Source organism: Bacillus sp. ILBB4 (assembly GCF_035064545.1).
GTDB lineage: Bacteria > Bacillota > Bacilli > Bacillales > Bacillaceae_H > Priestia.
In genome coordinates this window covers 951,377-972,073 of record NZ_JAIQVD010000002.1, presented here as the reverse complement: position 1 = coordinate 972,073, position 20,697 = coordinate 951,377, and the positions used below count along the sequence as shown (strand labels likewise).

Genomic DNA, 20,697 nt, shown 5'->3' with positions numbered 1-20,697 from the left:
ACGATGACTGAGATGCTATTGAAATATTTTCGTGAGCAGCAAAAGCAAGTTGAAACCGAGCGTATCTATAATACTCAGTGTCCTTACTGCAGCATGCAGTGCAAAATGCAGTTAGTTGAACAAACACATGTAAAAAGGAAAACGTATAAAACAATTGGAACAGATAACCCTACTTCTCAAGGAAGGTTATGTATCAAAGGAATGAATGCGCATCAGCATCCTTTGCATAAAGATCGGATTCAATATCCTTTATTAAAAGTAAACGGAGAGTTTGTAAAGATTTCTTGGAAAGAAGCTCTTCACTATATTAAAGAAAACGTTACAGAGATTCAAGAGAAGAATGGAGCAGATGCGCTAGGTGTTTATGGAAGTGCCTCTATTACAAATGAAGAAGCTTATTTATTAGGGAAATTTGCTCGAGTTGCGTTAAAAACAAAGTATATTGATTACAATGGACGCTTATGTATGTCGGCTGCTGCTTCTGCTGCTAGTAAAACATTTGGCATGGACAGAGGATTTACGAATAGCTTGCAAGAGATTCCGTTTACTGAATGTATTATGTTAGCTGGAACAAATATTGCGGAATGTCAGCCAACGATTATGCCTTATTTTGAGAAAGCAAAAGAAAACGGAGCTTTTATTATTGCAATTGATCCAAGAGAAACAGCTACAACTAAAATAGCTGATTTACACTTGAAACTTAAGCCGGGGAGCGACGCGGCATTAGCCAATGGAATCTTGAAGGTCCTTATCGAAGAAAATTATCTAGATGAACGATTTCTACAAGAACGTGTCAATGGATTTGAAGAAGTAATTCAATATGTGGCTTCTCTGGAATTTAATATCATTGAAGAAATAACGGGAGTGCCACTTGAAGAGGTGTACCAAGCTGCCCGTATGTTTGGCCAAAGAAAAACGGGAATGATTTTTACTGCTAGAGGGGTAGAGCAGCAAACAGACGGAAGTGCTGCGGTGCAAAATTTTTTGAATATTCTACTTTCTGTTGGGAAAATTGGTAAACCTGGCTGCGGATATGGGGCCATTACTGGTCAAGGAAATGGGCAAGGAGCCCGAGAGCATGGTCAAAAAGCGGATCAGCTTCCAGGCTACCGTTCAATCGAAAACCACGAGCACCGGATGTATATAGCGGATGTGTGGAACATAGAGGAGAAAGATCTTCCTAGAAAAGGTGTTTCTGCATATGAGATGATTGAAAAAATTCATGATGGTGAAATTAAAGGGTTGTTTTTGATGTGTTCAAATCCAACAGTTTCAAATCCAAACGCTAATTTTGTTAAGAAGGCTTTTGAAAAGCTTGAATTTCTAGTAGTAGCAGATATGTTTGAATCAGAAACGGCAAAATTAGCAAACTTGATCTTACCAGCATCTTCCTACTTGGAAGATGAAGGAACCATGACAAATATAGAAGGAAGAGTTACATTACGCGAAGCTAGCTTTCCATGCCATGGCGAAATCAAACACGACTGGGAAATACTATGTGAAATTGCTAAAGTTTTAGGAAAAGAGGAACATTTTTCATTTGCATCAGCTGAAGAAATATTTAATGAACTGCGAATAGCAAGTAAAGGAGGGATCGCCGATTACTCCGGTATTACGTACGAACGATTACGAGAGGAAAAAGGAATTTTATGGCCATGCAGAAGCTTAACAGATAAAGGAACCGAGCGCCTGTTTGAGACGCGTTTTGCTCATAGTGATGGAAAAGCGATGATGGTCCCTGTCTCGAATCAAGCAATTGTTCCTAAAGCAAAAATAACCGAAAAATATCCTCTCTATTTAACAACGGGGAGAGTGATGTCGCACTATTTAACGGGTGTACAAACGCGAAAAAGCGCGTCTTTATCTGCTAGAAATTTCGAATCTTTTATGGAAATCCACCCTTCAACAGCGAAAAAATATGAAATTTCGAATCAAGAATTAGTACAAATTGAATCTTCATATGGAAGGATTGTGGTAAGAAGCAAATTTTCAGAGGGCATTCGGCCAGATACCGTATTTGTTCCTTTTCACTGGGCGGATTCTCAAAATGTTAATAACCTTGTCTCTGAGAAATTAGATCCTGCCTGTAAGATGCCAGGGTTTAAAGTAAGTGCTGTGAATATTAGCCCTTCTGTAAAAAGAAGCAGCTATTAAAAATGCTGATGCAAAAAGCCTCTTGAAAAAAGAGGCTTTTTACATGGAATCAGGCAAGGTGCTTTTGGTTAATACGTACATCTTGTTTTTTGAATCCAGAATAATTCAGTAAGAGACAGAATAGGGCAAAAAGCGCTAGTAAGGAAAAACCGACAACGTAATCTCCGCTTGTATCTTTTATAAAGCCTAGCACAATAGGGGGAAAGAAGCCGCCTACTCCTCCGAATGCGCCTACGATCCCGGTAACAGCTCCAATATTTCCTGTTGAAACAGATGGAACCATTTTAAAAACAGCTCCATTTCCGATACCAAGAGTAATGGCTGCAAGTAAACAACCTACGCTAAATAAGGAGAAGGCAGTGATGGTAAATGCAATAAATAACCCTATTAGTAGCATTCCGGTAAAGACGAAGGTGAGTACTTTTTTTGCTCCGAAGACATCCGATAAATAACCTCCAAGAGGTCGTACAAACGTTGCTAGTACGACAAATCCAGCTGTTTTTAGCCCACTGTCTACAGTTGAAGCATTAAATTGATCATGCAAAATGGTAGGGAGATAGATGCTGAACGTTACAAATCCACCAAATGTTAAAAAATAGAAAATGGATAAAAACCACGTTTCTTTAAATCTTAATACCGATAAAGATTCCTGCAGCGTTTTGGGGGAAGCAGCAGAAGGGTGGTCTGAAGTTCCTACCCATAATAAAAGAGCCATTAAGGCTACCGCAATTGCTAAACTCCAAAATACCCAAGGCAAGCCAAAAGAAGAAAAGATAAGTGGAATACTAAAGCTTGCTACCGCCGATCCTAAGTTGCCCATCCCGGCAATTCCTAAAATAAAACCTTGCTTTTGAGGTGAATACCATTTAGAGACATATGTAATGGAAATAGCAAATGTTGTTCCAGCCATGCCGATAAAAAATGCCCAAAAGAGCAGCATGGAATAAGAATGAGTAAAGCCTGCACAAATGGTAGGGAGTAAAAGAGCCAGCATAGTCAAAGAATAGACTTTTCTTCCCCCGAAGCGATCTGTTAAAATCCCCATCGGAATTCGCATGAGGGAACCTAATAAGACGGGAGTGGCAATTAAGATACTTTTTTCAGCATTGGTTAATGAATACATCACTTGAATATCTGCAGCGATAGGCGCGAAGACAGACCATACTGAAAAAGCAATAATCATAGATAAAGTCGAGATAAGAAGTACAGATAAGGGCCGTTTAGAAAACATTGCTTAAAAACCTCCTTTTTTATATGCAGCGTAAAGCTGTTGCAATATGGTAATTATGATACTACGCTTTCTTTCTTATGTATCATTCTGTGTTAGGTTTTCTTCCGTACTTTTGCTGGAGAACGGACGCAGATAAAAGTGGAGAGATAACTTAGACTTACACTCTATCTAAGTGCTGATGAAGAAACGGTTAAAAAGCTTTGAAAGAACAGTAAGTAGAAATATTGTCGAAAGAATGGAAGAAAAATTGAAATTAGAAGAGATTAATAGAGTAAGCATCTATAAATTTGTGCTATCGAATTATAGCGAAATAAAAAATAATTCATATTTTATATAGAACACAAATTTTTGAAATAGAAGGTGGAAAAAGTGACAGAAAAGCATCCTCTTTCAGGTTATAAAAAGGATGATAACGGAGTGCTCTGGATATGGAGTTACGTTGGACAGGCTAGAGTGAAAATGGGGTATAAAGTAAAAAGTCTGCTTCACTATGAGCAATCTTCCTATCAACAAATCAGTATTGTGGATACAAAATGGTATGGGAAAATGTTGGTGCTAGATGGTACTCCACAAATTTCAACAGGAGAAGGGTTTATTTATAATGAAATGATTAGCCATGTGCCGATTATAACGCATTCAAATCCCAAAAAAGTTGCGATGATTGGCGGTGGAGACTGCGGTCCTGCACGGGAGGCCATGAAGTATGACGGAATTCAACAAATTGATGTAGTCGAAATCGATCCAAAAGTTACAGAAATCTGCCGCACATGGCTAACTCCGGCTTCTTGTTATGATGGTGAAACCAGGCTCAATATAATACATCGCGATGGAATAGATTGGATTCAAGAACACAAGGGAGTTTATGATGTTCTCATAATTGATCGGCCTGACCCTGTTGGACCGGGAAAAAAACTATTTCAACCTGATTTTTATCAATATGTCTACAACAGCCTTAAGGATGATGGCGTGGTTGTTTTTCAATCAGGATCTCCTTACTACAATACTTCTACATTACAAGGCACAATTAAAAATCTAAAGGAGCTATTTCCAATTGTCCGCACATATTTAGTGACTATACCTCTTTTCCCTTGCGGCATTTGGAGTTTTACGATTGCTTCTAAAAAAATGGATCCTCTTCAGGCCGATTTGACGAAGCTAGAGCATACAGATACTCAATATATTGATCCTGAAATTTTCCGTGCATCATTTGTTTTACCTAAATATATAAAAGAAATAGTAGACGGAAAAGATTCCTAAAAACTAAGTAGCGACGAATGTTTGTTGAAAGTCATCAATAATCTCGGAAAATATATTTGTTATAGTAGTTCTGTGTTTGCTGCGCAGGGTCCGGGATAATTCAATTTGAAATGTATTAAAATTATGACTGTAACCTAGATAGCCGCTGTTGTCGCCTTGTCTGTGAAAGGCAATTGATTCGTTTCCAACAAATTTATTATCAAATATTACATGGATTTTCGGGAACGAATCTTCAGATTTTTTAGTCAGCGCCTGTTGAAACCAATCTTTAACTTCCTTTGAGCAAGATTGTCCATATAAAGTCCCCACTTCAATTGCATAAGGTCCGTAATGTGTATCCTTCATTCCATGAAAAGATAAATGCAAATAGGGCGTTAGAAGGCGATTATTACTATCTATTATTTTCAAATATTTAACAATTTCTTGGATTGTTCTTCTATATTCATGTATCCCCTCATAGTTTGTTTCATTTAGATTTCTATTTAAATCTGCTATGGTTCTGGAAACCGTACTAACGATTCCTGCACATCCTGTTTTCTTGACTAAATTTTCTACAACTTTATCCGTAAATAAATCAGCAGCAGGTGGTTCTGCATGAAGTGCATCCGCATGACAGCTTATAAAACCAGTTCCTTTGTTGTATTTTAAGTAGTTTCCATGAATGAATTTTAATGTCATTGACTATTTCTCCTTTTATATCGTTTGAAATCTATCCTTTCTATAATAAATGCAGTAAAAATAAAATCGGTGAATTATTACACGTGTTAAATACATACATAAAAAGTTTTTAGAGATGGTGGAGATAAATAGATAAATGTACAGGATTATTTTGGATAGTTACATACTATATGAGTAGCTGATTATTGTCATAGGGCATTAAAGTAGCAAAATACGATAGAAAGTTCTAATTAGGAGGCTTTAAAATGGATCCAATGAGAGAAGAGTTAGGGATATTATCTGATAAAGAAATGACGTTGCAAACTCTTAATCTGAATAATATACCGTCTGTTGAATTAGTTGACCCCAAAACCTGTTCATATCCAGTGATAGGGAGGAAGTATGGTCACCATAGCGGAAGAGATATTGTTATCGTAAATACAAAGGATCAAGCAATATATGAAGGATATGACTATTTTACGAAAATATATGCAATAGACAAAGAATATTGTCTAGAAGTAGAAGGACTGAGCGTAAAAACAGTACAAGTAGTGACCAGTGAACATGTTGTATTTAATGAAATACCCATTCGAACGCAAGCCTTCGGCTGGAAATTAGAACAGGTAAACGGCATGGATGTACCGGAAATGCTGATGAACGTAGCCATTCGAGCGCTCTACGTAACGGGAGCTAAAAGCGGCTTTGTCAAAATGGGGGTATTAGAAAATGGAGAGTGTATCGTCACAGATATTAACTCATCAGAAAGTGAATGGATAGAAAATCCATTAAAGCCTAGCGTTCCTTTTAGCATGGGTGCTGACGTTGAGTTTATGTTAAGTTGTGATGGAGAGCTTCTACCAGCTTCTACTTTTTTTTCTGTTGAAGGTCCGGTAGGCTGTGATGAAAGACAAATAGAGCAAGATAGCGGTGAGTATGCATTAGTAGAAGTTAGGCCTGAAAAAGCAAATTCATCAACAGAACTATTTGAGAATATCCAAAAGTTAATAGAAAAAGCATCTGCACAGGTACCATATGAAAATATTCATTTTCGGGCAGGCAGCATGCCGTTTTCAGGGTATCAATGTGGAGGACATATTCATTTTGGTATTCCGCTTTCTTTATCCTTATTAAGAGCTCTTGACCACTACCTTGCTATTCCAGTAGCGCTGATAGAAGAATCTAAGACCGCTAAACTCAGACGGAAAACGAACCATGGAGGTCTTGGACGCTATCGTGAGAAACCGTATGGATTTGAGTATTTAACTTTAAGCTCTTGGATTATCGACCCTAGAATTACTCTCTCCACTTTAGCTCTTGCTCAGCTAGTTGCTACCCATCATCATGAATTAAAAAGCGAATTTTTATTTCATCCACTTACGCAGCGTGCCTACTATCAAGGGAATAAAATCTTTCTTAAACGAATGTGGAAAGATATCAAAGCCAATCTTATGAAAACATCCAGCTATCCACACTATCAAAATGAACTATCTTTTCTATTTGAAATGATAGAAAAAGAAATTCCTTGTGATGAATCAAATGATATTCGCAGGAATTGGAATGTGAAGATTTCTAAAGAAATCTATGACCGAGGACATATTATCCAAATCCCCAAAAAACTCCGTTTAAAATACGGCCTCAAAGAGGGGCAGTCTACGATTGTTAGTGCAGGAAAGGCAATATCAACTGCAACTGTTCATTCTTATCCTTTTTCATTTCGCCATCCAAATATGGTTCAACTCTCTAAATCTCTCCGTGATAAACTATCTCTCCCGAAAGATTGGTGCCCCAAGCTATCAGCTTCAGAAGGCATCATAACTTTAGGTCCTATCATTGGCATTCTTGCTAACCGTCCTTTTGAAAGACAAACAACCTATTTCCATCATCTATGTCGCTTAGCAAATGAAAAGCGAATGCTTGTATATGTGTTTGAACCCGAAGATATTGATTGGGAGAAAAAATTGGTTAAAGGAACAACCATTAACGGTGAAGGGCTTTTTCCTTTTCCTGCTGTTATCTATGACCGTTATTTCATAGATAGTAGAAAAAATATTTTAATAGATGAAGTAAGGGCAAAACTTCAGGCGATTTATAAAATTCCTTTTGTTAATTCTTCAAATTTGTTTCAGCTCACGGGAGATAAGTGGGCAACATATGAACTTCTTATGAAAGAATATGAAGAATTTCTTCCAGAGTCACGTCTCGTACAAAAATCTGCTGACATTGCAGAAATGCTTGATAGCTACGGAGAAGTCTATTTAAAACCGCTTGGCGGGGCCTTAAGTAAAGGAGTCATGCGTATCGTTCGCCGACCAACAGGCATCTTTTGGTTTGATCTTAATAAAGAAGAGCTGCATCAATTCAGTAATATGGAAGAATTATTTACTTTGCTCTCTCCTTTGATGAAAAACAATCCTTATCTTGTTCAAGAAGGAATTCGCAGAAAACAGCATAAAGATAAAAATTTAGAAATACGGGTTTATATGCAAAAAAATGAAAAGCAAATTTGGCTTCGAACGGGTATGGTTGCGCGTCTCACCGGTGAAGATGTGCTAACGGAAGATTCTGAAACGAATATGCGCCTCAGTAAAATATTAAACAGTTTATATCCTGATCCAACAGACAGAAGGCTCATTATAAACCAATTAGCTAAAATATCTAAAAATATTGTTGCAACAGTAGAGGAGAAAGTGGGTCCTTTTGGGGAGCTGGCGGTAGATTTATGTATAGATCAGTACGGTTCCATAAAGTTACTTGAAATAAATGCAAAACCAGATAGTCTATTCTCACAAATTAGAGCCTATAAGCTGCGTACTTTGGCGGGGATTCGTCTGCTCAATTATGCGTCTTCACTGGCTGGCTACGAAGAAGAAAAGGAGGATTTAACATGAAGCACTTCACATTAAATAAAATCCTTAAACAAACGGGGGGAGACCTTTGTTATGGATCAGGAAATCCTGTTATTAAACATGCTATAAACTACGCTAAAAAGGATATAGAGGATCATACACTCATCTTTCATTTAGATAGAGAACCGATTAGAGGGAAGTATTGGAAAGAAAATCATTCAATTGTCGTTATAACAGATCACCCTGAGCTGTGCACGAACTTAGAGGGAAATATTATTCTTGTTAAAACAGCTCAATTAGAAGAGGCTTATTGGAAATTTATCGAATACTACCGAGGGCTTTTTGATCTTCCTGTTATTGGTGTTACAGGAACTTGTGGAAAAACGACCACGAAAGAGATGATCCGACAAATATTAATTGAAGATTATAAAGTGAAAGCTACGTGGATGAGTATGAATTCTATGTCTGTAAATCTACGTTATTTAACAGGTATTGATGATACGACAGAAGTAGCTGTTTTTGAAATGCCGGTCGCTTATCCGGGCTATTTAAAAGTTGCGTGTCGCTACTTTCAGCCACAAATACGAATTCTATTAAATATAGGCGTGCACCATCTCGCTGATTGTGAAACACCTGAAGAATATATGAAAGCAAAAGCCGAAATTGTAGAAGGCTTAGATCCAAATAGCGGCATTTTGATTTTAAACGCAGATGATGAAAATATTAAGAGAGTGCTTGATGTTAGTCATCTTCAAGGTGTTGTATATATAGGTAAAGGTGATGATTCCCAATTTCAAGCAAAAGATATTAAATATGCTAAGGGAGGAATGGCTTTCACTTTAAAGTACCAAAACAAAGAGTACGATGCCTTTATCCCTGGATATGGTGAACATAATGTGTATAATGCACTGGCTGCCATTGCTGCAGTATTTTATGTGGGCGTTGATATTTCCGTTGCCATACAAAGACTTAACTTATTTGAACAAGTAGAAGAACATTTGGAATTTAAAAGAGGACTGAATGAATGTACGGTAATTAACGACACATGGAACTCTTCACCTTTATCGATGGCTACAGCTCTTGGAGTTCTTAGTGATATGTCAAAAGAGAAACAGTCTATCGCTTTATTAGGCTACATGCCTCAACTAGGAGAAGGGCCATATGCAATTAAACAATATGAAGATATGGGAAAAAAAGCAGCGGAATCCAAAATTGACATTCTAGTTGTAGTAGGAGATGAAGCAAAAGCTATTGGAACAGGAGCTTTAAAATGTGGAATGGACCCTAATAAAGTCTATTTTTGCAAGACTGGTGATGAAGTATACAATGTGCTAGCTCCATATTTAAATGAAAATACAATAATTTTATTAAAAGTAACGCACCGTGTTATGACAAAACCTACTTTTAAAGAATTAAGAAATAAACTTATTCCAGACAACGAAGAGTAAAAGGAGGATAGACATGAAGAAGACTAAACAGCTAAGAGAGTTGATAGAAAGTAAACAGCTAGAGTTTATTATGGAGGCTCACAGTGCGCTATCTGCAAAGATTGTAGAAGAAGCAGGGTTCAAAGGGATATGGGCCAGCGGCCTGTCATTATCTGCAGCACTGGGTGTAAGAGATAATAACGAGGCTTCATGGACACAGGTGTTAGACATCTTAGAGTTTATGAGTGACGCAACGTCCGTTCCGATTCTTCTTGATGGTGATACAGGCTATGGGAACTTTAATAATGCAAGAAGATTAGTTAAGAAATTGGAGCAGCGAGACATTCCAGGCGTATGTATTGAAGATAAATTGTTTCCAAAAACAAACTCATTTATTAAAGGTGAAGCACAGCCGCTTGCAGATATTAATGAATTTTGCGGCAAAATTAAAGCAATGAAAGATAGCCAAAATGACGAAGATTTTGTAGTGGTATCGCGTGTAGAAGCTTTTATTGCAGGGTGGGGGCTGAAGGAAGCTTTAAAGCGTGCAGAAGCTTATCGCCAAGCAGGAACCGACGCCGTTTTGATTCATAGTAAAAGGTCAGATATGACAGAGATTGAAGCTTTTATGAAAGAGTGGGGAAACAGGCTTCCGGTTATTATTGTTCCAACCAAATATTATTCGGTTCCAACTGATAAATTTAGTGATTTAGGAATTAGCTTGAGCATTTGGGCCAACCATAACTTAAGATCTTCCATTACAGCTATGCAAAAAACGTCCGCTCAGATTTATTGCGATAAAAGTTTGATTAATGTAGAAAAAAATGTCTCTCCGCTTGAGGAAGTTTTCCGTCTTCAAAAAGCTGAAGAGCTCGATATGGCAGAGAAACTTTATTTAAGCTCTGCCAATCATAGCACGAACGCTATGATTCTGGTAAAAGAATCAGCAAATGAAGCTTTGATAACCGAGCAGATAAATCAGTTAAAAAAAGTCGGCGTGACAAATAGTATAAAAGCAGGTTCCAACAAAGCTATGGAAGATAAGGCGTTTCCTAATAAAGGAGAATTATATCATCTCTATGCTGCAAGAGATAAGCTAGGAACGGCTACTTTAATAAGCGATAGTAACATCGTATATAAAACACATGTTTTTGAGGAGTTAATTCATGAAAGTGGCGATATCACTATCGTAGCAGGAGCTGATTATGAGTTAAAAGGGAATCAAACATCTTATGTAACTGCTAAACTTCCCTATTCCAAGCAGCTGTATTCTAAAACAGTAGACTTGATTCAAATGTCGTGCAATCCAAATTCTAACAACATTCATGGTGAATTCATTGGTCTTTGGAAAGTTTCTGGAAAAGGCACTGAGGTTGTAAAAAAAGCTTTGGAAGAACTGGCACAAAGAAAAGATTTTGCTCAGCTCACGTTTTCTGATTTCTTTAATTATATTAATCTAATTCACCCAGTTGCTGTTAAATATACGATGGGGTCATGGATAGATACCGAAACGTATACAAAGATTCAAAAAGATGGTGGGAAAAATGATTAGTACGTCCGTATTTGGAACTCAATTAAAAAAACTAGGTTTTCAATTTTATAGCGGGGTTCCTTGTTCCTATCTTAAACATCTTATTAACTACGCTATCAACGAATGTGAATATGTTGCAGCAGCAAACGAAGGAGAAGCGGTAGCGATTGCTGCTGGGGCATCAATTGCTGGCAACAAAGCGGTTGTTTTAATGCAGAACTCCGGATTAGCAAATGCTGTTTCCCCTTTAACCTCTCTTATTCATCCGTTTAAAATTCCTGTCCTTGGATTTGTCAGTTTTCGCGGAGAACCTGGATGTCCAGATGAACCACAGCATGAATTAATGGGAGAAATTACTCCTGCCCTACTAAATACGATGAAAATAAAATGGGAATACTTATCTTTTGATTTTGCGGAAGTTAAAAAACAATTACAGCGGGCTAATCAAGCTGTTGAAAATAATGAAAGCTACTTCTTTATTGTAAAAAAAGGAACGTTTGAGCCAGTTAAGCTTTTAGAAAAATCAATAAAAAACGTTACTCCTAAAATGAAAAGTGAACAGATAACAACCGACGAGTTACCTTCAAGGTATGAGGCATTACAAGTAGTTAATTCATTAAAAGACAACGATACTATTCAATTGGCCGCTACAGGAAAAACAGGAAGAGAGCTTTACGAAATAGAAGACGCAAGAAATAATTTTTATATGGTTGGATCTATGGGGTGCGTTAGTTCCATTGGTTTAGGCTTAGCTTTGAGCAGAAATGAAAAGAACATCATTACAATTGATGGAGACGGAGCGTTGCTTATGCGCATGGGAAATCTAGCAACCAACGGATACTACTGTCCAGCAAATTTATTACACATTCTTTTAGACAATCAAACCCATGACTCTACAGGGGGACAACATACGGTCTCTCATAACATTAATTTTGTAGATATTGCTTCTTCCTGTGGGTATCAAAATTCCATTCATGTTCATAACTTATATGAGTTAGAGACGTATATCAAACAGTGGAAAAGTGATAAAAAATTAACGTTTTTATATCTTAAAATAGCGAAAGGATCTAAAAAGAACCTGGGGCGTCCTGAAATGAAGCCTTATGAAGTCAGAGAAAGACTGCAGGTGTTTTTAGATGATTAAAACAGCTGTTATTCTAGCTGCAGGGATGGGGAGCAGGATTCGTAAAAGAGCTGGAAACCGGCCTAAAGGTTTTTTGATGATTGATGAAAAATCGATTATTGAACATTCCATTTCCAAGTTAATAGAAGCAGGAGTCAAGACGATTTTTATTGGAACAGGTTATATGAAAGAAGAATATGAAAAGCTAATGGTTAGATATCCTCAAATAAAATGTGTTTATAATTCTAGATACGAAACAACGGGAAGTCTGTTTACGCTGTATCAATTTAAAAATTATATTAAAGAAGATTTTTTACTATTGGAATCGGATGTAATTTATGAAAAGAATGCGTTGGAAACATTAGTAAATCATTCGAGATCAGATGTCATACTAGCGAGTAAATTGAACGGTGCTGGCGATGAAGTTTATATTGAAGCTGATGAAGATAATAACCTTAAGAATATGTCAAAACAAAAAGAAGAGTTGAATAGTATCTATGCAGAACTAGTTGGTTTAACCAAACTCTCTTATGCTACATTTCAGAGACTTTGTGATGAAGCAAATACGCTGTTTCAGTTTAATCAAACGATCGATTATGAATATGGCCTCGTTAAAATTTCCGAAAAAGCAAATGTGTATGTTCATAAACTGGATAATTTGGCATGGTGTGAAGTGGATGATGAAGATCACTGGGCAAGAGCAACTACTATTGTTTATCCGATTATTAAAGCTCGAGAAGGTATTCCACATACAGTTAAGAGAAATATACTCCTAAACCCCGGACCGGCAACTACAACAGATACCGTCAAATATGCTCAAATAGTGGAGGACATTTGCCCGAGAGAAAAACAATTTGGAGAGACAATGGAATTTATCTCTGCTGAACTAACAAAATTTGTTGGGAATCCAGAGAAGTATACTACGGTATTATTCGGCGGATCTGGAACGGCGGCAGTGGAATCGATTTTAAGTTCAGTAATTGATAACGGTACGGTTGTTATTATCAATAATGGTCCATACGGTGAAAGAATGTGTAAAATCGCTGAAATTTATGGACTGAATTATTTAGAATATAAAAGCTCCGCCGAGCAGGCTATTGATATGAACGACTTAAAAATTTTTATAAAAAAGATTTCAACGAACGTTTCCTATCTGGCGCTTGTTCACTGTGAAACTTCCACGGGGCTTCTTAATGATATTGAACAAATTGGGGAATTTTGTGCAGTGGAAAATATCGAAATGATTGTGGATGCAATGAGTTCGTATGCAGCTGTTCCAATTGACATGCAAAAAATGAATATAAGCTATCTGGCCGCAAGTGCAAATAAGAACCTTCAAGGAATGGCAGGCGTGTCGTTTGTTATAGCAAATAAAGACCGGTTAGAAAAAACGGAGCAAATAAAGCCTCGTAACCTTTATCTTCATTTATATGATCAGTATCGATATTTCCAAATGAATAAACAAATGCGTTTTACTCCTCCTGTTCAGACTATGTACGCCTTAAAACAGGCAATTATAGAAACTCAGTGGGAAGGAATTGAGAAACGATATGAACGCTACTCAAAATCATGGACTACTTTAACGGATGGAATTACTCGGCTTGGGTTAACCTATTTGGTTCCTGAAACACATCATTCTAGAATTATTACCTCTATCATCGAGCCTTCCAATAGAAAGTATAATTTTGATATTATGCATGATTTTTTTTATAAACAAGGATTCACCATTTATCCTGGTAAAATTGATAAATTAGAAACGTTTCGAATAGCAAATATTGGTGATATCACATATAGAGATATAGAAAGATTTCTTCACCTTCTTGAACAATATCTTAAAGCTTTAAAAGGAGAGTGAGAAAAAGTTGAATCAAAAATTAGCTGTAGCAGTTATGGTGGTAAATCAAGATCATCACGTGCTTCTAGTCAAGAACCATAGACGGGGATGGGAATTTCCAGGCGGTTTTGTTGAAGCAGGTGAATCAATAAAAGATGCGGGGATACGAGAAGTTAAAGAAGAATCTGGAATTGTTATTGAAGTGACCAACTTTCTAGGAGTAGAACAAGATGTTAAACGATCTACTACTGTTATTTTATTAAAGGGAAAAGCGATTAGCGGAAAAATTTCTGTCTCCAATGAAACGCAGGATGTGGGATATTTTACGTTAGAAGAAGCAAAAAATATAATTAAATTAGATAACTTTAAGGATCGAATGGCTAGATGTCTAAAAGAGACTGAAATACCATTTTTCTATGTTTTAAAAGACACGGGCTCCTTTTACGTATAGGCGGAAGGTTTCTGTGTTGTGCTAGAAATGAAGCCTGAACGCGATTAAATAAAAAACGCTCATCGTCATGCGTGACGATGAGCGTTTTTTTATCAGTAAAAGAATGGTTGTTTATTCAGCCGTGGCAATTTCTTCTTCTACATCATGGTCTTCTAAATTAGCACTTAAAAATTCACTTGTTTCCGATAAATTGAGATCTAATTTCGTTTTTTTGCAGATTTGAATTGTAACATCCTGAACGGAGACATCTAAAACATGCCCCCCTTCTTTTTTATATTCATCAATAAAGTGCAGGTGGTAGCCGGGAACACCGATGCCTGAAGAATATTCTGGCGTGTAAAAACCTGCTAGTGTTCCATTTGCATCTGAAGATGTAAATGTAGGCTGATCAGCAGCCGCATCTACCATAGAAGGATAGGGCTTTTCTTGCTTTGCAACCGTGCGCGTTTTTACTTCTTTAAACTTGCCGTCAATGCGAACTGCATAGAATAAATTCGGGCTAGGAATAAGCTCGTTCATTAAGGTTTCTAGTTGTTCACGATTCATTTCCTTTTCTACACGATAAGAGATATCTTCATAAAAGGTTGTCATAATGGCAAAAGGTGTTTTTGCATCTTCACTAATAGGTGCGGCTTTACCATCAGCAATATGATAAAATTCTCCGTCAAAGGCAATCATTTCACCATCCAATTGATTAAACGTACCGATGCCGAAATCCCCTTTCTTAGCTAAATCCTTGTATGTGACAACACCGTCAAATACTCCGTCTAATAAAGCGATCATAGTGGAAGTTTGGTGAATCGTTAATTTTTCTTTATTGCTCATTCTTTACTCAGTCCTTTCAGTTAATTTGATCTGGCAGTAGCTGTGTATTTAATTTTTCATTATCTTTATAATCTACAGGAACATCGATGATAACGGGGCCCTGTTCACGAAAAGCGCTTGCTAGAGTGTCCGAAAATTCTTCTGGGGAGTTAACTCTAAATCCTTTGGCACCAAAACTTTCAGCAAGCGTAACAAAGTCTACACTGCCAAACTCTACTGCAGATTTTCGGCCATATTTAATCTGCTGTTGAAAGCCAACCATATCGTAGGTTTGATCGTTCCAGATAATGTGAACAATTGGTAAGTTTAACCGAACGGCTGTCTCGAGCTCCATAGCTGAAAATAAAAACCCGCCGTCTCCAGACATGGACAGAACTTTTTTATGGGGGCGAACGAGTGCAGCTGAAATAGCCCAAGGCAAAGCAACACCTAGTGTCTGCATGCCGTTGCTGAATAGTAAACGCTGAGGTTCATAGGAACGAAAATAACGAGCCATCCATATGTAATGCGAACCAACGTCACATGTGATGGTAGTATCATCTTCAACAAAGTTCTGCAGAGCTTCAATTAATTGTAGGGGATGAAGGTGAGTGTCATTAGAAAACTCGTACTGATCGTCAGGTTGTTCAAGTTTGCTTTTTAGCGTTTTTAAAAAAGAAGCACTTTCTTTTGAACGTATTAAATGTGGGAGTTTATCCGCTAATATGTCAATTGTGCTTGGAATATTCCCTACTAACTCAATTTCCGGCTGATAATGGTGGTCAGCTTGTGCTTGTAAATCATCTAAATGAATAATGCTTCTTTGACTTTCTGAGTTCCAAAGAGAAGGAGGGTATTCAACTGGGTCATATCCGATTGTTAAGACGACGTCAGCATGCTTCAATAACACGTCTCCAGGCTGATTGCGAAAAAGACCTACTCGCCCAAAAAAGTGAGTTTCAAGCTCTCGTGAAACAGCTCCCGCACCTTGGAACGTTTCCACCACAGGAAGGCCATGTTCTGCTATAAGCTGACGGATTGATTCCACTGCTTTAGATTTACTTGCTCTCATACCTAAAAGTAAAACAGGTAGTTTTGCTGTGCGAATAGTGTGTATAGCTTGGGCAACAGCGTCTAAATTAGCAGCGCCAATCGTAGGAGCTTTTAAAACGGATAGAGTGGAAGCTGATGTTTCGTTATCCATTACATCCTGCGGCAAGCTGACAAAAGATGCTCCTGAAGGAGAAGAAACAGCTTCGCGAAAGGCGTCTGTTATCACTTCTGGAACGTTTGCAGCGTCTTCTACCTCAACGCTGAATTTGGCGATAGATTTAAATAGTCCTTCATTATCCATTGATTGATGCGTCTTTTTTAATCGATCTGCTCTTGGAACGGCTCCTGCTAGGGCTACCACTGGATCACCTTCAGAAGTAGCAGTGACAAGGCCAGTGGCTAAGTTAGCGGCACCTGGACCTGATGTGACAAGGCAAACACCCGGCGTACCTGTCAGTCTTCCCATAGCAGCTGCCATAAACGCAGCATTTTGTTCATGGCGGCAAACAATTACTTCTGGTCCTCTTTCTTTCAAAACATCAAATACGCCATCAATTTTGGCTCCTGGAATGCCAAAAATATAAGGCATATTCTGACTTGCCAAACTTTCTACTAGTAAGTCGGCGCCTTTTTTTGTTTCGGTAGTATCAGCATTACTCATCATGCACTCTCTCCTTTATATTTCTTAGATAGGTTTTAAGGCCTACTGATTGGATACCCAATTTGTATGACAACTAACCTGAGGAAAGGAGAAGGTTTTAATTTTCTAAATAAAAAACTTCCCTATTAATTAGGGAAGCAGAGATATACCTATTGCGAATAAAACATATCTGTTTTATTTGTAGTTTATGGTACTTGAGGGATAGCAAGTGAAAGTCCTACGCGGCTCTTATTTGGTACGGTTAAAAAGCTTTTGGTAACTAACAATTTTTTGATCTAGCTTTTGACTTAATTTTAAAATCTCACCGTGAGAATAGCTGCTTGTTTTTTTAGCTAATTGGTAAATATCTGATTGTAAGGCTCGAATTTCTTTTTCTAACTGAGGTTGCTTCATTGAAATCCTCTCCAAGTCAGAATACTTCTATCTTCTATGTTGTATCTTTTATCTAATAGTATGAAATTCCTTCATATTTGTAAAATGTTTTTTGTTTTGAAAAATATGACATAGGTGAAGAGCTGCTGACAAGCTTTGTCGAACACTTTTTTTACCTGTTTTCAACAAGTATGATATACTGAGGCTAGGAAAAATGATAATCTGGAGCGCACGTTCAGTTATTCTTAACAAGTGAATGAATTCTTAGCTTTGACAAGTTTAGCTTGTAAGGTGAAGAAATTCATCACATAATCTTATTAGATCTGAACCTTGTTAGCCCGGATGAGGATTTGTCGAAAACGATTCACTAGAAAAAACCTTCGAGACCGCCAACTCGGAGGTTTTTTATTTTTGTGTATGGGAAGTGAAAAAAAGACATAGACTAATAAAGAAAAAGGTCCCGCACCCATAATCGGCCGTAGTTGATTACACCTTGTCCATTTCTGCAAGGAAGCTGTCTTTTTACTATAGGGAAGTGCCGCCAAACACCATTCCCTAAAGACAATCAGCACACGAGCCTTATGGATGAAGAACCTTTTAGACGATACTTATCGGTGATTACTTATTTTACTACTGGAAAAATAGCAAAATAAGAGCGACTATGGCTCCTAAAAGCTCTACGTAAGCCGTTAGGAGCTGAACATTCTCAGCATCCAGGAAAAATGACTTGAGGATTCGTCTCAGACTATCCACCACCTTTTTCTTCCTTGCGTGAATTCCCAAGGGAAAGAAAGGGGACGACAGTGCTTCTTTATTTTAACAAAAGTAGGAAATGATAAGTAGATTTATTTGAAGTGTAAATTAAAAAAGCATGTAGAATACATGCTTTTTTAATTTGGATAAATTTCTTTTATGCGTCCGACTTGTCCATCTGTTAAACGGACTTTGATGCCGTGTGGGTGAAAGCTTGAATTGGTCAGAATGTCTTTGACCGTTCCGTGTGTAAGTTTTCCAGAACGCTGATCTGCTTTTAAAACAATGTCGACTTCAATTCCAGGAGCTACGTCTTTTCTATTTTGTCCGTTCATTATACACCTGTTCTCTTTCGCTGATTATTCGTTTTTTTTGTTTGTTGACTCGTCAGCTTTTTGGTTGCTTGATTGGTGCTGCTATTTTGAGCTTTACTTGAAGATTGATTTTTCTTATTAGCAAGCTGCTGTTTGATAGCATCTTGAAGACTAATTTTCTTTTTAAGTTGTTCTGTCATATGGGTTCCTCCTGAATATATACATCATCTGAAAAAACAAAGAAAGTAAGGGAATGAAAAAGCTGACTAGATAGTCAGCTTTTTTTAATTAGAAACAGTGACTTCTTCTACAGGCTGCATAAGTACAGCTTCTTTATCAGGATACGTTTTTTCAATATGATGTTCTCCCCAAGAGCATAATGAATCAAGAATGCTTTTTAAAGACCATCCGTAATCTGTTAAAGAGTATTCTACTCGAGGCGGCATTTCATTGTACATTTTTCTAACAATGATGCCGTCTGCTTCAAGTTCGCGAAGCTGCTGCGTTAATACTTTTTGCGTAACGCGCGGCATAATTCTTTTTAATTCTCCAGGGCGCTTTGTCCCTTTAATTAAGTGGCAAAGAATAACGACTTTCCACTTGCCTCCAATGACTTCTAGTGCCGCTTCCACTGGAATATTATATTTTTTCACGTTAACAACTCTCCTTGTTCTAGAGATAACGGTCAAATGCATGTTTTCGCATTTTTTCTGATGTTTATCATATCACTATAGAGCAAAATTTTCTAGGTGTAAGCATTTTTTTAGAATACCCAATAGTTCATGACTTTAGTATTTACGCTTATTGTAACCTCCAGGTGCCTATATCACTTGAAAGTGCGTACTTTTTCTTTGGTTTTACATCGCTCATAATAACAATTGTTGATGGCGAGTTAGCGAATATATGAAAGGTACCTAAGCTAATCAGCCGTAAGAGAAGCTATTATGAAGAAGTTATCATAACGAACAGGAGGCGTTAAGAAGTGAACACACTTTCACAAACACAACAAAGTAAAAAAAGCGGTGCTTTGCCGCTATTAGCGCTAGCTATTAGCGCCTTTGGAATCGGGACTACAGAGTTTGTTCCAGTAGGTTTATTATCATCGCTTGCAGATGATTTAAATATTTCCATTACACTAGCAGGGTTATTAATTTCAGGATACGCAATGGGAGTTGCATTTGGAGCTCCCGTATTAACAGCTTTAACAAGTAAAATGAGCAGAAAATCACTGTTGATGCTATTGATGGTTATTTTTATCGTAGGAAACTCAGTAGCAGCTTTATCAACAAGCTTTGGGCTGCTGCTTATAGCACGAATTATTACTGCATTTTCACACGGAATTTTCTTTTCCATCGGTGCGACTATCGCTGCTGATTTGGTGCCGGAAGATAAGCGAGCAAGTGCCATTGCTTTAATGTTTACAGGTTTGACAGTTGCAACTGTTACAGGTGTTCCGCTTGGTACATTTATCGGACAAGCTTTCGGCTGGAGAGCAACATTTTGGGGAGTAGCGTTACTTGGGGTTATTGCCATTATTGCAAGTGCTCTTTTAGTGCCTAAAAACTTAAAGGAAGCGCCGCCAGCAAAGTTTAGTGATCAATTGGAAATTTTGAAAAACGGGCCGCTTTTACTATCGTTTGCTATTACCGCCTTAGGATATGGCGGAACGTTTGTAGCTTATACGTATTTAGCACCTATTCTTGAAAAACTAACAGGATACGCACCAAGTGCGGTTAGTATCTTGCTACTGGTATACGGTGTAGCAGTAGCCATCGGAAATACGACCGGAGGAAAAGCTGCGAATAAAAACCCGTTAAAAGCATTATTTTGGATGTTTTTAATTCAAGCAGTTATCTTATTTATTTTATCGTTTACTGCATCGTTTAAAGTAGCGGGAACAATTACGATTTTTGCCATGGGCTTATTGGCATTTATGAACGTACCTGGACTGCAAGTACTGGTTGTGAACTTAGCTGAAAAGTATGTCCCTTCAGCTGTGAACGTAGCCTCTGCGCTTAATATTGCTGCATTTAACGTTGGAATTGCTATTGGTTCTTTTGTAGGCGGCCTGATTGTTGATTCGATTGGTCTTGTTCATACTCCTTGGATTGGGGGAGTTATGGTTTTAGGAGCGGTCTTATTAACAGCATGGAGCCGCTCAATAGAAGCAAAAGCAAAATAAAACAAGAGATCATCGCCTTTTGCGATGATCTCTTAGCTATAAAAGGA

At 37.6% G+C, this 20,697-nt stretch carries 17 protein-coding genes; 9 read left to right on the top strand and 8 right to left on the bottom strand.

The window, feature by feature from the left end:
• Nucleotides 1-3 precede the first annotated feature (3 nt).
• A complete protein-coding gene (gene nasC / locus LAV82_RS11025; protein WP_098287295.1) occupies nt 4-2,154 on the top strand; it encodes an assimilatory nitrate reductase catalytic subunit NasC in 2,151 nt (716 codons plus the stop codon).
• A 49-nt stretch (nt 2,155-2,203) separates the two neighbouring features.
• Here the strand turns inward: nasC and LAV82_RS11020 are convergent, their stop codons facing one another.
• Nucleotides 2,204-3,385 carry an MFS transporter gene (locus LAV82_RS11020; RefSeq protein ID WP_098278240.1) on the bottom strand — a complete coding sequence of 394 codons (1,182 nt, stop codon included), beginning with the start codon at nt 3,383-3,385 and terminating at the stop codon, nt 2,204-2,206.
• A 417-nt stretch (nt 3,386-3,802) separates the two neighbouring features.
• On the opposite strand from LAV82_RS11020, the gene speE reads away from it, so the two are divergent.
• Complete coding sequence (speE, locus tag LAV82_RS11015) at nt 3,803-4,642, top strand: polyamine aminopropyltransferase (RefSeq protein ID WP_499716076.1); 840 nt, start codon at nt 3,803-3,805, stop codon at nt 4,640-4,642.
• 3 nt (nt 4,643-4,645) lie between these two features.
• Here the strand turns inward: speE and LAV82_RS11010 are convergent, their stop codons facing one another.
• Complete coding sequence (locus LAV82_RS11010) at nt 4,646-5,320, bottom strand: hypothetical protein (protein ID WP_211078354.1); 675 nt, start codon at nt 5,318-5,320, stop codon at nt 4,646-4,648.
• Between the two features lie 245 nt (nt 5,321-5,565).
• Between LAV82_RS11010 and LAV82_RS11005 the strand changes: the two genes are divergently transcribed.
• Genes LAV82_RS11005 through LAV82_RS10980 form a run of 6 tightly spaced genes read left to right on the top strand, consistent with a single transcriptional unit; the run spans nt 5,566 to nt 14,511 of the window.
• Entirely contained in the window at nt 5,566-8,187 is a 2,622-nt protein-coding gene (locus LAV82_RS11005) for a putative amidoligase domain-containing protein (RefSeq protein WP_211078355.1), read from the top strand.
• Nucleotides 8,184-9,593: a Mur ligase family protein gene (locus LAV82_RS11000; RefSeq protein WP_211078356.1), complete on the top strand. Its 1,410-nt coding sequence runs from the start codon at nt 8,184-8,186 to the stop codon at nt 9,591-9,593. The genes LAV82_RS11005 and LAV82_RS11000 overlap by 4 nt, the downstream gene beginning before the upstream one ends.
• Nucleotides 9,594-9,606: 13 nt before the next feature.
• Nucleotides 9,607-11,124, top strand: coding sequence for a phosphoenolpyruvate mutase (aepX, locus tag LAV82_RS10995; protein ID WP_013055492.1), 1,518 nt, complete (start codon nt 9,607-9,609; stop codon nt 11,122-11,124).
• Nucleotides 11,117-12,247, top strand: coding sequence for a phosphonopyruvate decarboxylase (gene aepY / locus LAV82_RS10990; protein WP_013055493.1), 1,131 nt, complete (start codon nt 11,117-11,119; stop codon nt 12,245-12,247). Before aepX ends, aepY begins: the two co-directional genes overlap by 8 nt.
• Nucleotides 12,240-14,081: a 2-aminoethylphosphonate aminotransferase gene (locus LAV82_RS10985; protein WP_499716075.1), complete on the top strand. Its 1,842-nt coding sequence runs from the start codon at nt 12,240-12,242 to the stop codon at nt 14,079-14,081. The genes aepY and LAV82_RS10985 overlap by 8 nt, the downstream gene beginning before the upstream one ends.
• 7 nt (nt 14,082-14,088) lie before the next feature.
• Nucleotides 14,089-14,511, top strand: a complete 423-nt coding sequence (locus tag LAV82_RS10980) for an NUDIX hydrolase (protein WP_013055495.1) — start codon at nt 14,089-14,091, stop codon at nt 14,509-14,511.
• A gap of 111 nt (nt 14,512-14,622) precedes the next feature.
• Here LAV82_RS10980 and budA read toward each other — a convergent pair whose 3' ends face one another.
• The 6 genes from budA to LAV82_RS10950 form a co-directional block, all read right to left on the bottom strand.
• Nucleotides 14,623-15,336, bottom strand: coding sequence for an acetolactate decarboxylase (gene budA, locus LAV82_RS10975; RefSeq protein ID WP_211078360.1), 714 nt, complete (start codon nt 15,334-15,336; stop codon nt 14,623-14,625).
• Between the two features lie 16 nt (nt 15,337-15,352).
• A complete protein-coding gene (gene alsS / locus LAV82_RS10970; protein WP_499716074.1) occupies nt 15,353-17,032 on the bottom strand; it encodes an acetolactate synthase AlsS in 1,680 nt (559 codons plus the stop codon).
• A 225-nt stretch (nt 17,033-17,257) separates the two neighbouring features.
• On the bottom strand, nt 17,258-17,422 hold the full coding sequence (locus LAV82_RS10965) for an aspartyl-phosphate phosphatase Spo0E family protein (RefSeq protein WP_078081481.1): 165 nt from the start codon (nt 17,420-17,422) through the stop codon (nt 17,258-17,260).
• A gap of 869 nt (nt 17,423-18,291) precedes the next feature.
• Nucleotides 18,292-18,489, bottom strand: coding sequence for a YwbE family protein (locus LAV82_RS10960; protein WP_013055498.1), 198 nt, complete (start codon nt 18,487-18,489; stop codon nt 18,292-18,294).
• Nucleotides 18,489-18,668: a hypothetical protein gene (locus LAV82_RS10955; protein ID WP_013055499.1), complete on the bottom strand. Its 180-nt coding sequence runs from the start codon at nt 18,666-18,668 to the stop codon at nt 18,489-18,491. Before LAV82_RS10955 ends, LAV82_RS10960 begins: the two co-directional genes overlap by 1 nt.
• A gap of 84 nt (nt 18,669-18,752) precedes the next feature.
• A complete protein-coding gene (locus LAV82_RS10950; protein ID WP_013055500.1) occupies nt 18,753-19,121 on the bottom strand; it encodes a winged helix-turn-helix transcriptional regulator in 369 nt (122 codons plus the stop codon).
• Between the two features lie 329 nt (nt 19,122-19,450).
• On the opposite strand from LAV82_RS10950, the gene LAV82_RS10945 reads away from it, so the two are divergent.
• Nucleotides 19,451-20,650 (top strand): MFS transporter, encoded by a 1,200-nt coding sequence (locus LAV82_RS10945; RefSeq protein WP_211078362.1) that lies wholly within the window; start codon nt 19,451-19,453, stop codon nt 20,648-20,650.
• Nucleotides 20,651-20,697 lie beyond the last annotated feature (47 nt).

What these genes read in the sequence shown, in the direction of transcription:
- nasC (WP_098287295.1), top strand. Translation starts at nt 4, where the DNA reads ATGACTGAGATGCTATTGAAATATTTTCGTGAGCAGCAAAAGCAAGTT.
- LAV82_RS11020 (WP_098278240.1), bottom strand. Translation starts at nt 3,385, where the DNA reads ATGTTTTCTAAACGGCCCTTATCTGTACTTCTTATCTCGACTTTATCT.
- LAV82_RS11010 (WP_211078354.1), bottom strand. Translation starts at nt 5,320, where the DNA reads ATGACATTAAAATTCATTCATGGAAACTACTTAAAATACAACAAAGGA.
- LAV82_RS11005 (WP_211078355.1), top strand. Translation starts at nt 5,566, where the DNA reads ATGGATCCAATGAGAGAAGAGTTAGGGATATTATCTGATAAAGAAATG.
- LAV82_RS11000 (WP_211078356.1), top strand. Translation starts at nt 8,184, where the DNA reads ATGAAGCACTTCACATTAAATAAAATCCTTAAACAAACGGGGGGAGAC.
- aepX (WP_013055492.1), top strand. Translation starts at nt 9,607, where the DNA reads ATGAAGAAGACTAAACAGCTAAGAGAGTTGATAGAAAGTAAACAGCTA.
- aepY (WP_013055493.1), top strand. Translation starts at nt 11,117, where the DNA reads ATGATTAGTACGTCCGTATTTGGAACTCAATTAAAAAAACTAGGTTTT.
- LAV82_RS10985 (WP_499716075.1), top strand. Translation starts at nt 12,240, where the DNA reads ATGATTAAAACAGCTGTTATTCTAGCTGCAGGGATGGGGAGCAGGATT.
- budA (WP_211078360.1), bottom strand. Translation starts at nt 15,336, where the DNA reads ATGAGCAATAAAGAAAAATTAACGATTCACCAAACTTCCACTATGATC.
- alsS (WP_499716074.1), bottom strand. Translation starts at nt 17,032, where the DNA reads ATGATGAGTAATGCTGATACTACCGAAACAAAAAAAGGCGCCGACTTA.
- LAV82_RS10965 (WP_078081481.1), bottom strand. Translation starts at nt 17,422, where the DNA reads ATGAAGCAACCTCAGTTAGAAAAAGAAATTCGAGCCTTACAATCAGAT.
- LAV82_RS10960 (WP_013055498.1), bottom strand. Translation starts at nt 18,489, where the DNA reads ATGAACGGACAAAATAGAAAAGACGTAGCTCCTGGAATTGAAGTCGAC.
- LAV82_RS10955 (WP_013055499.1), bottom strand. Translation starts at nt 18,668, where the DNA reads ATGACAGAACAACTTAAAAAGAAAATTAGTCTTCAAGATGCTATCAAA.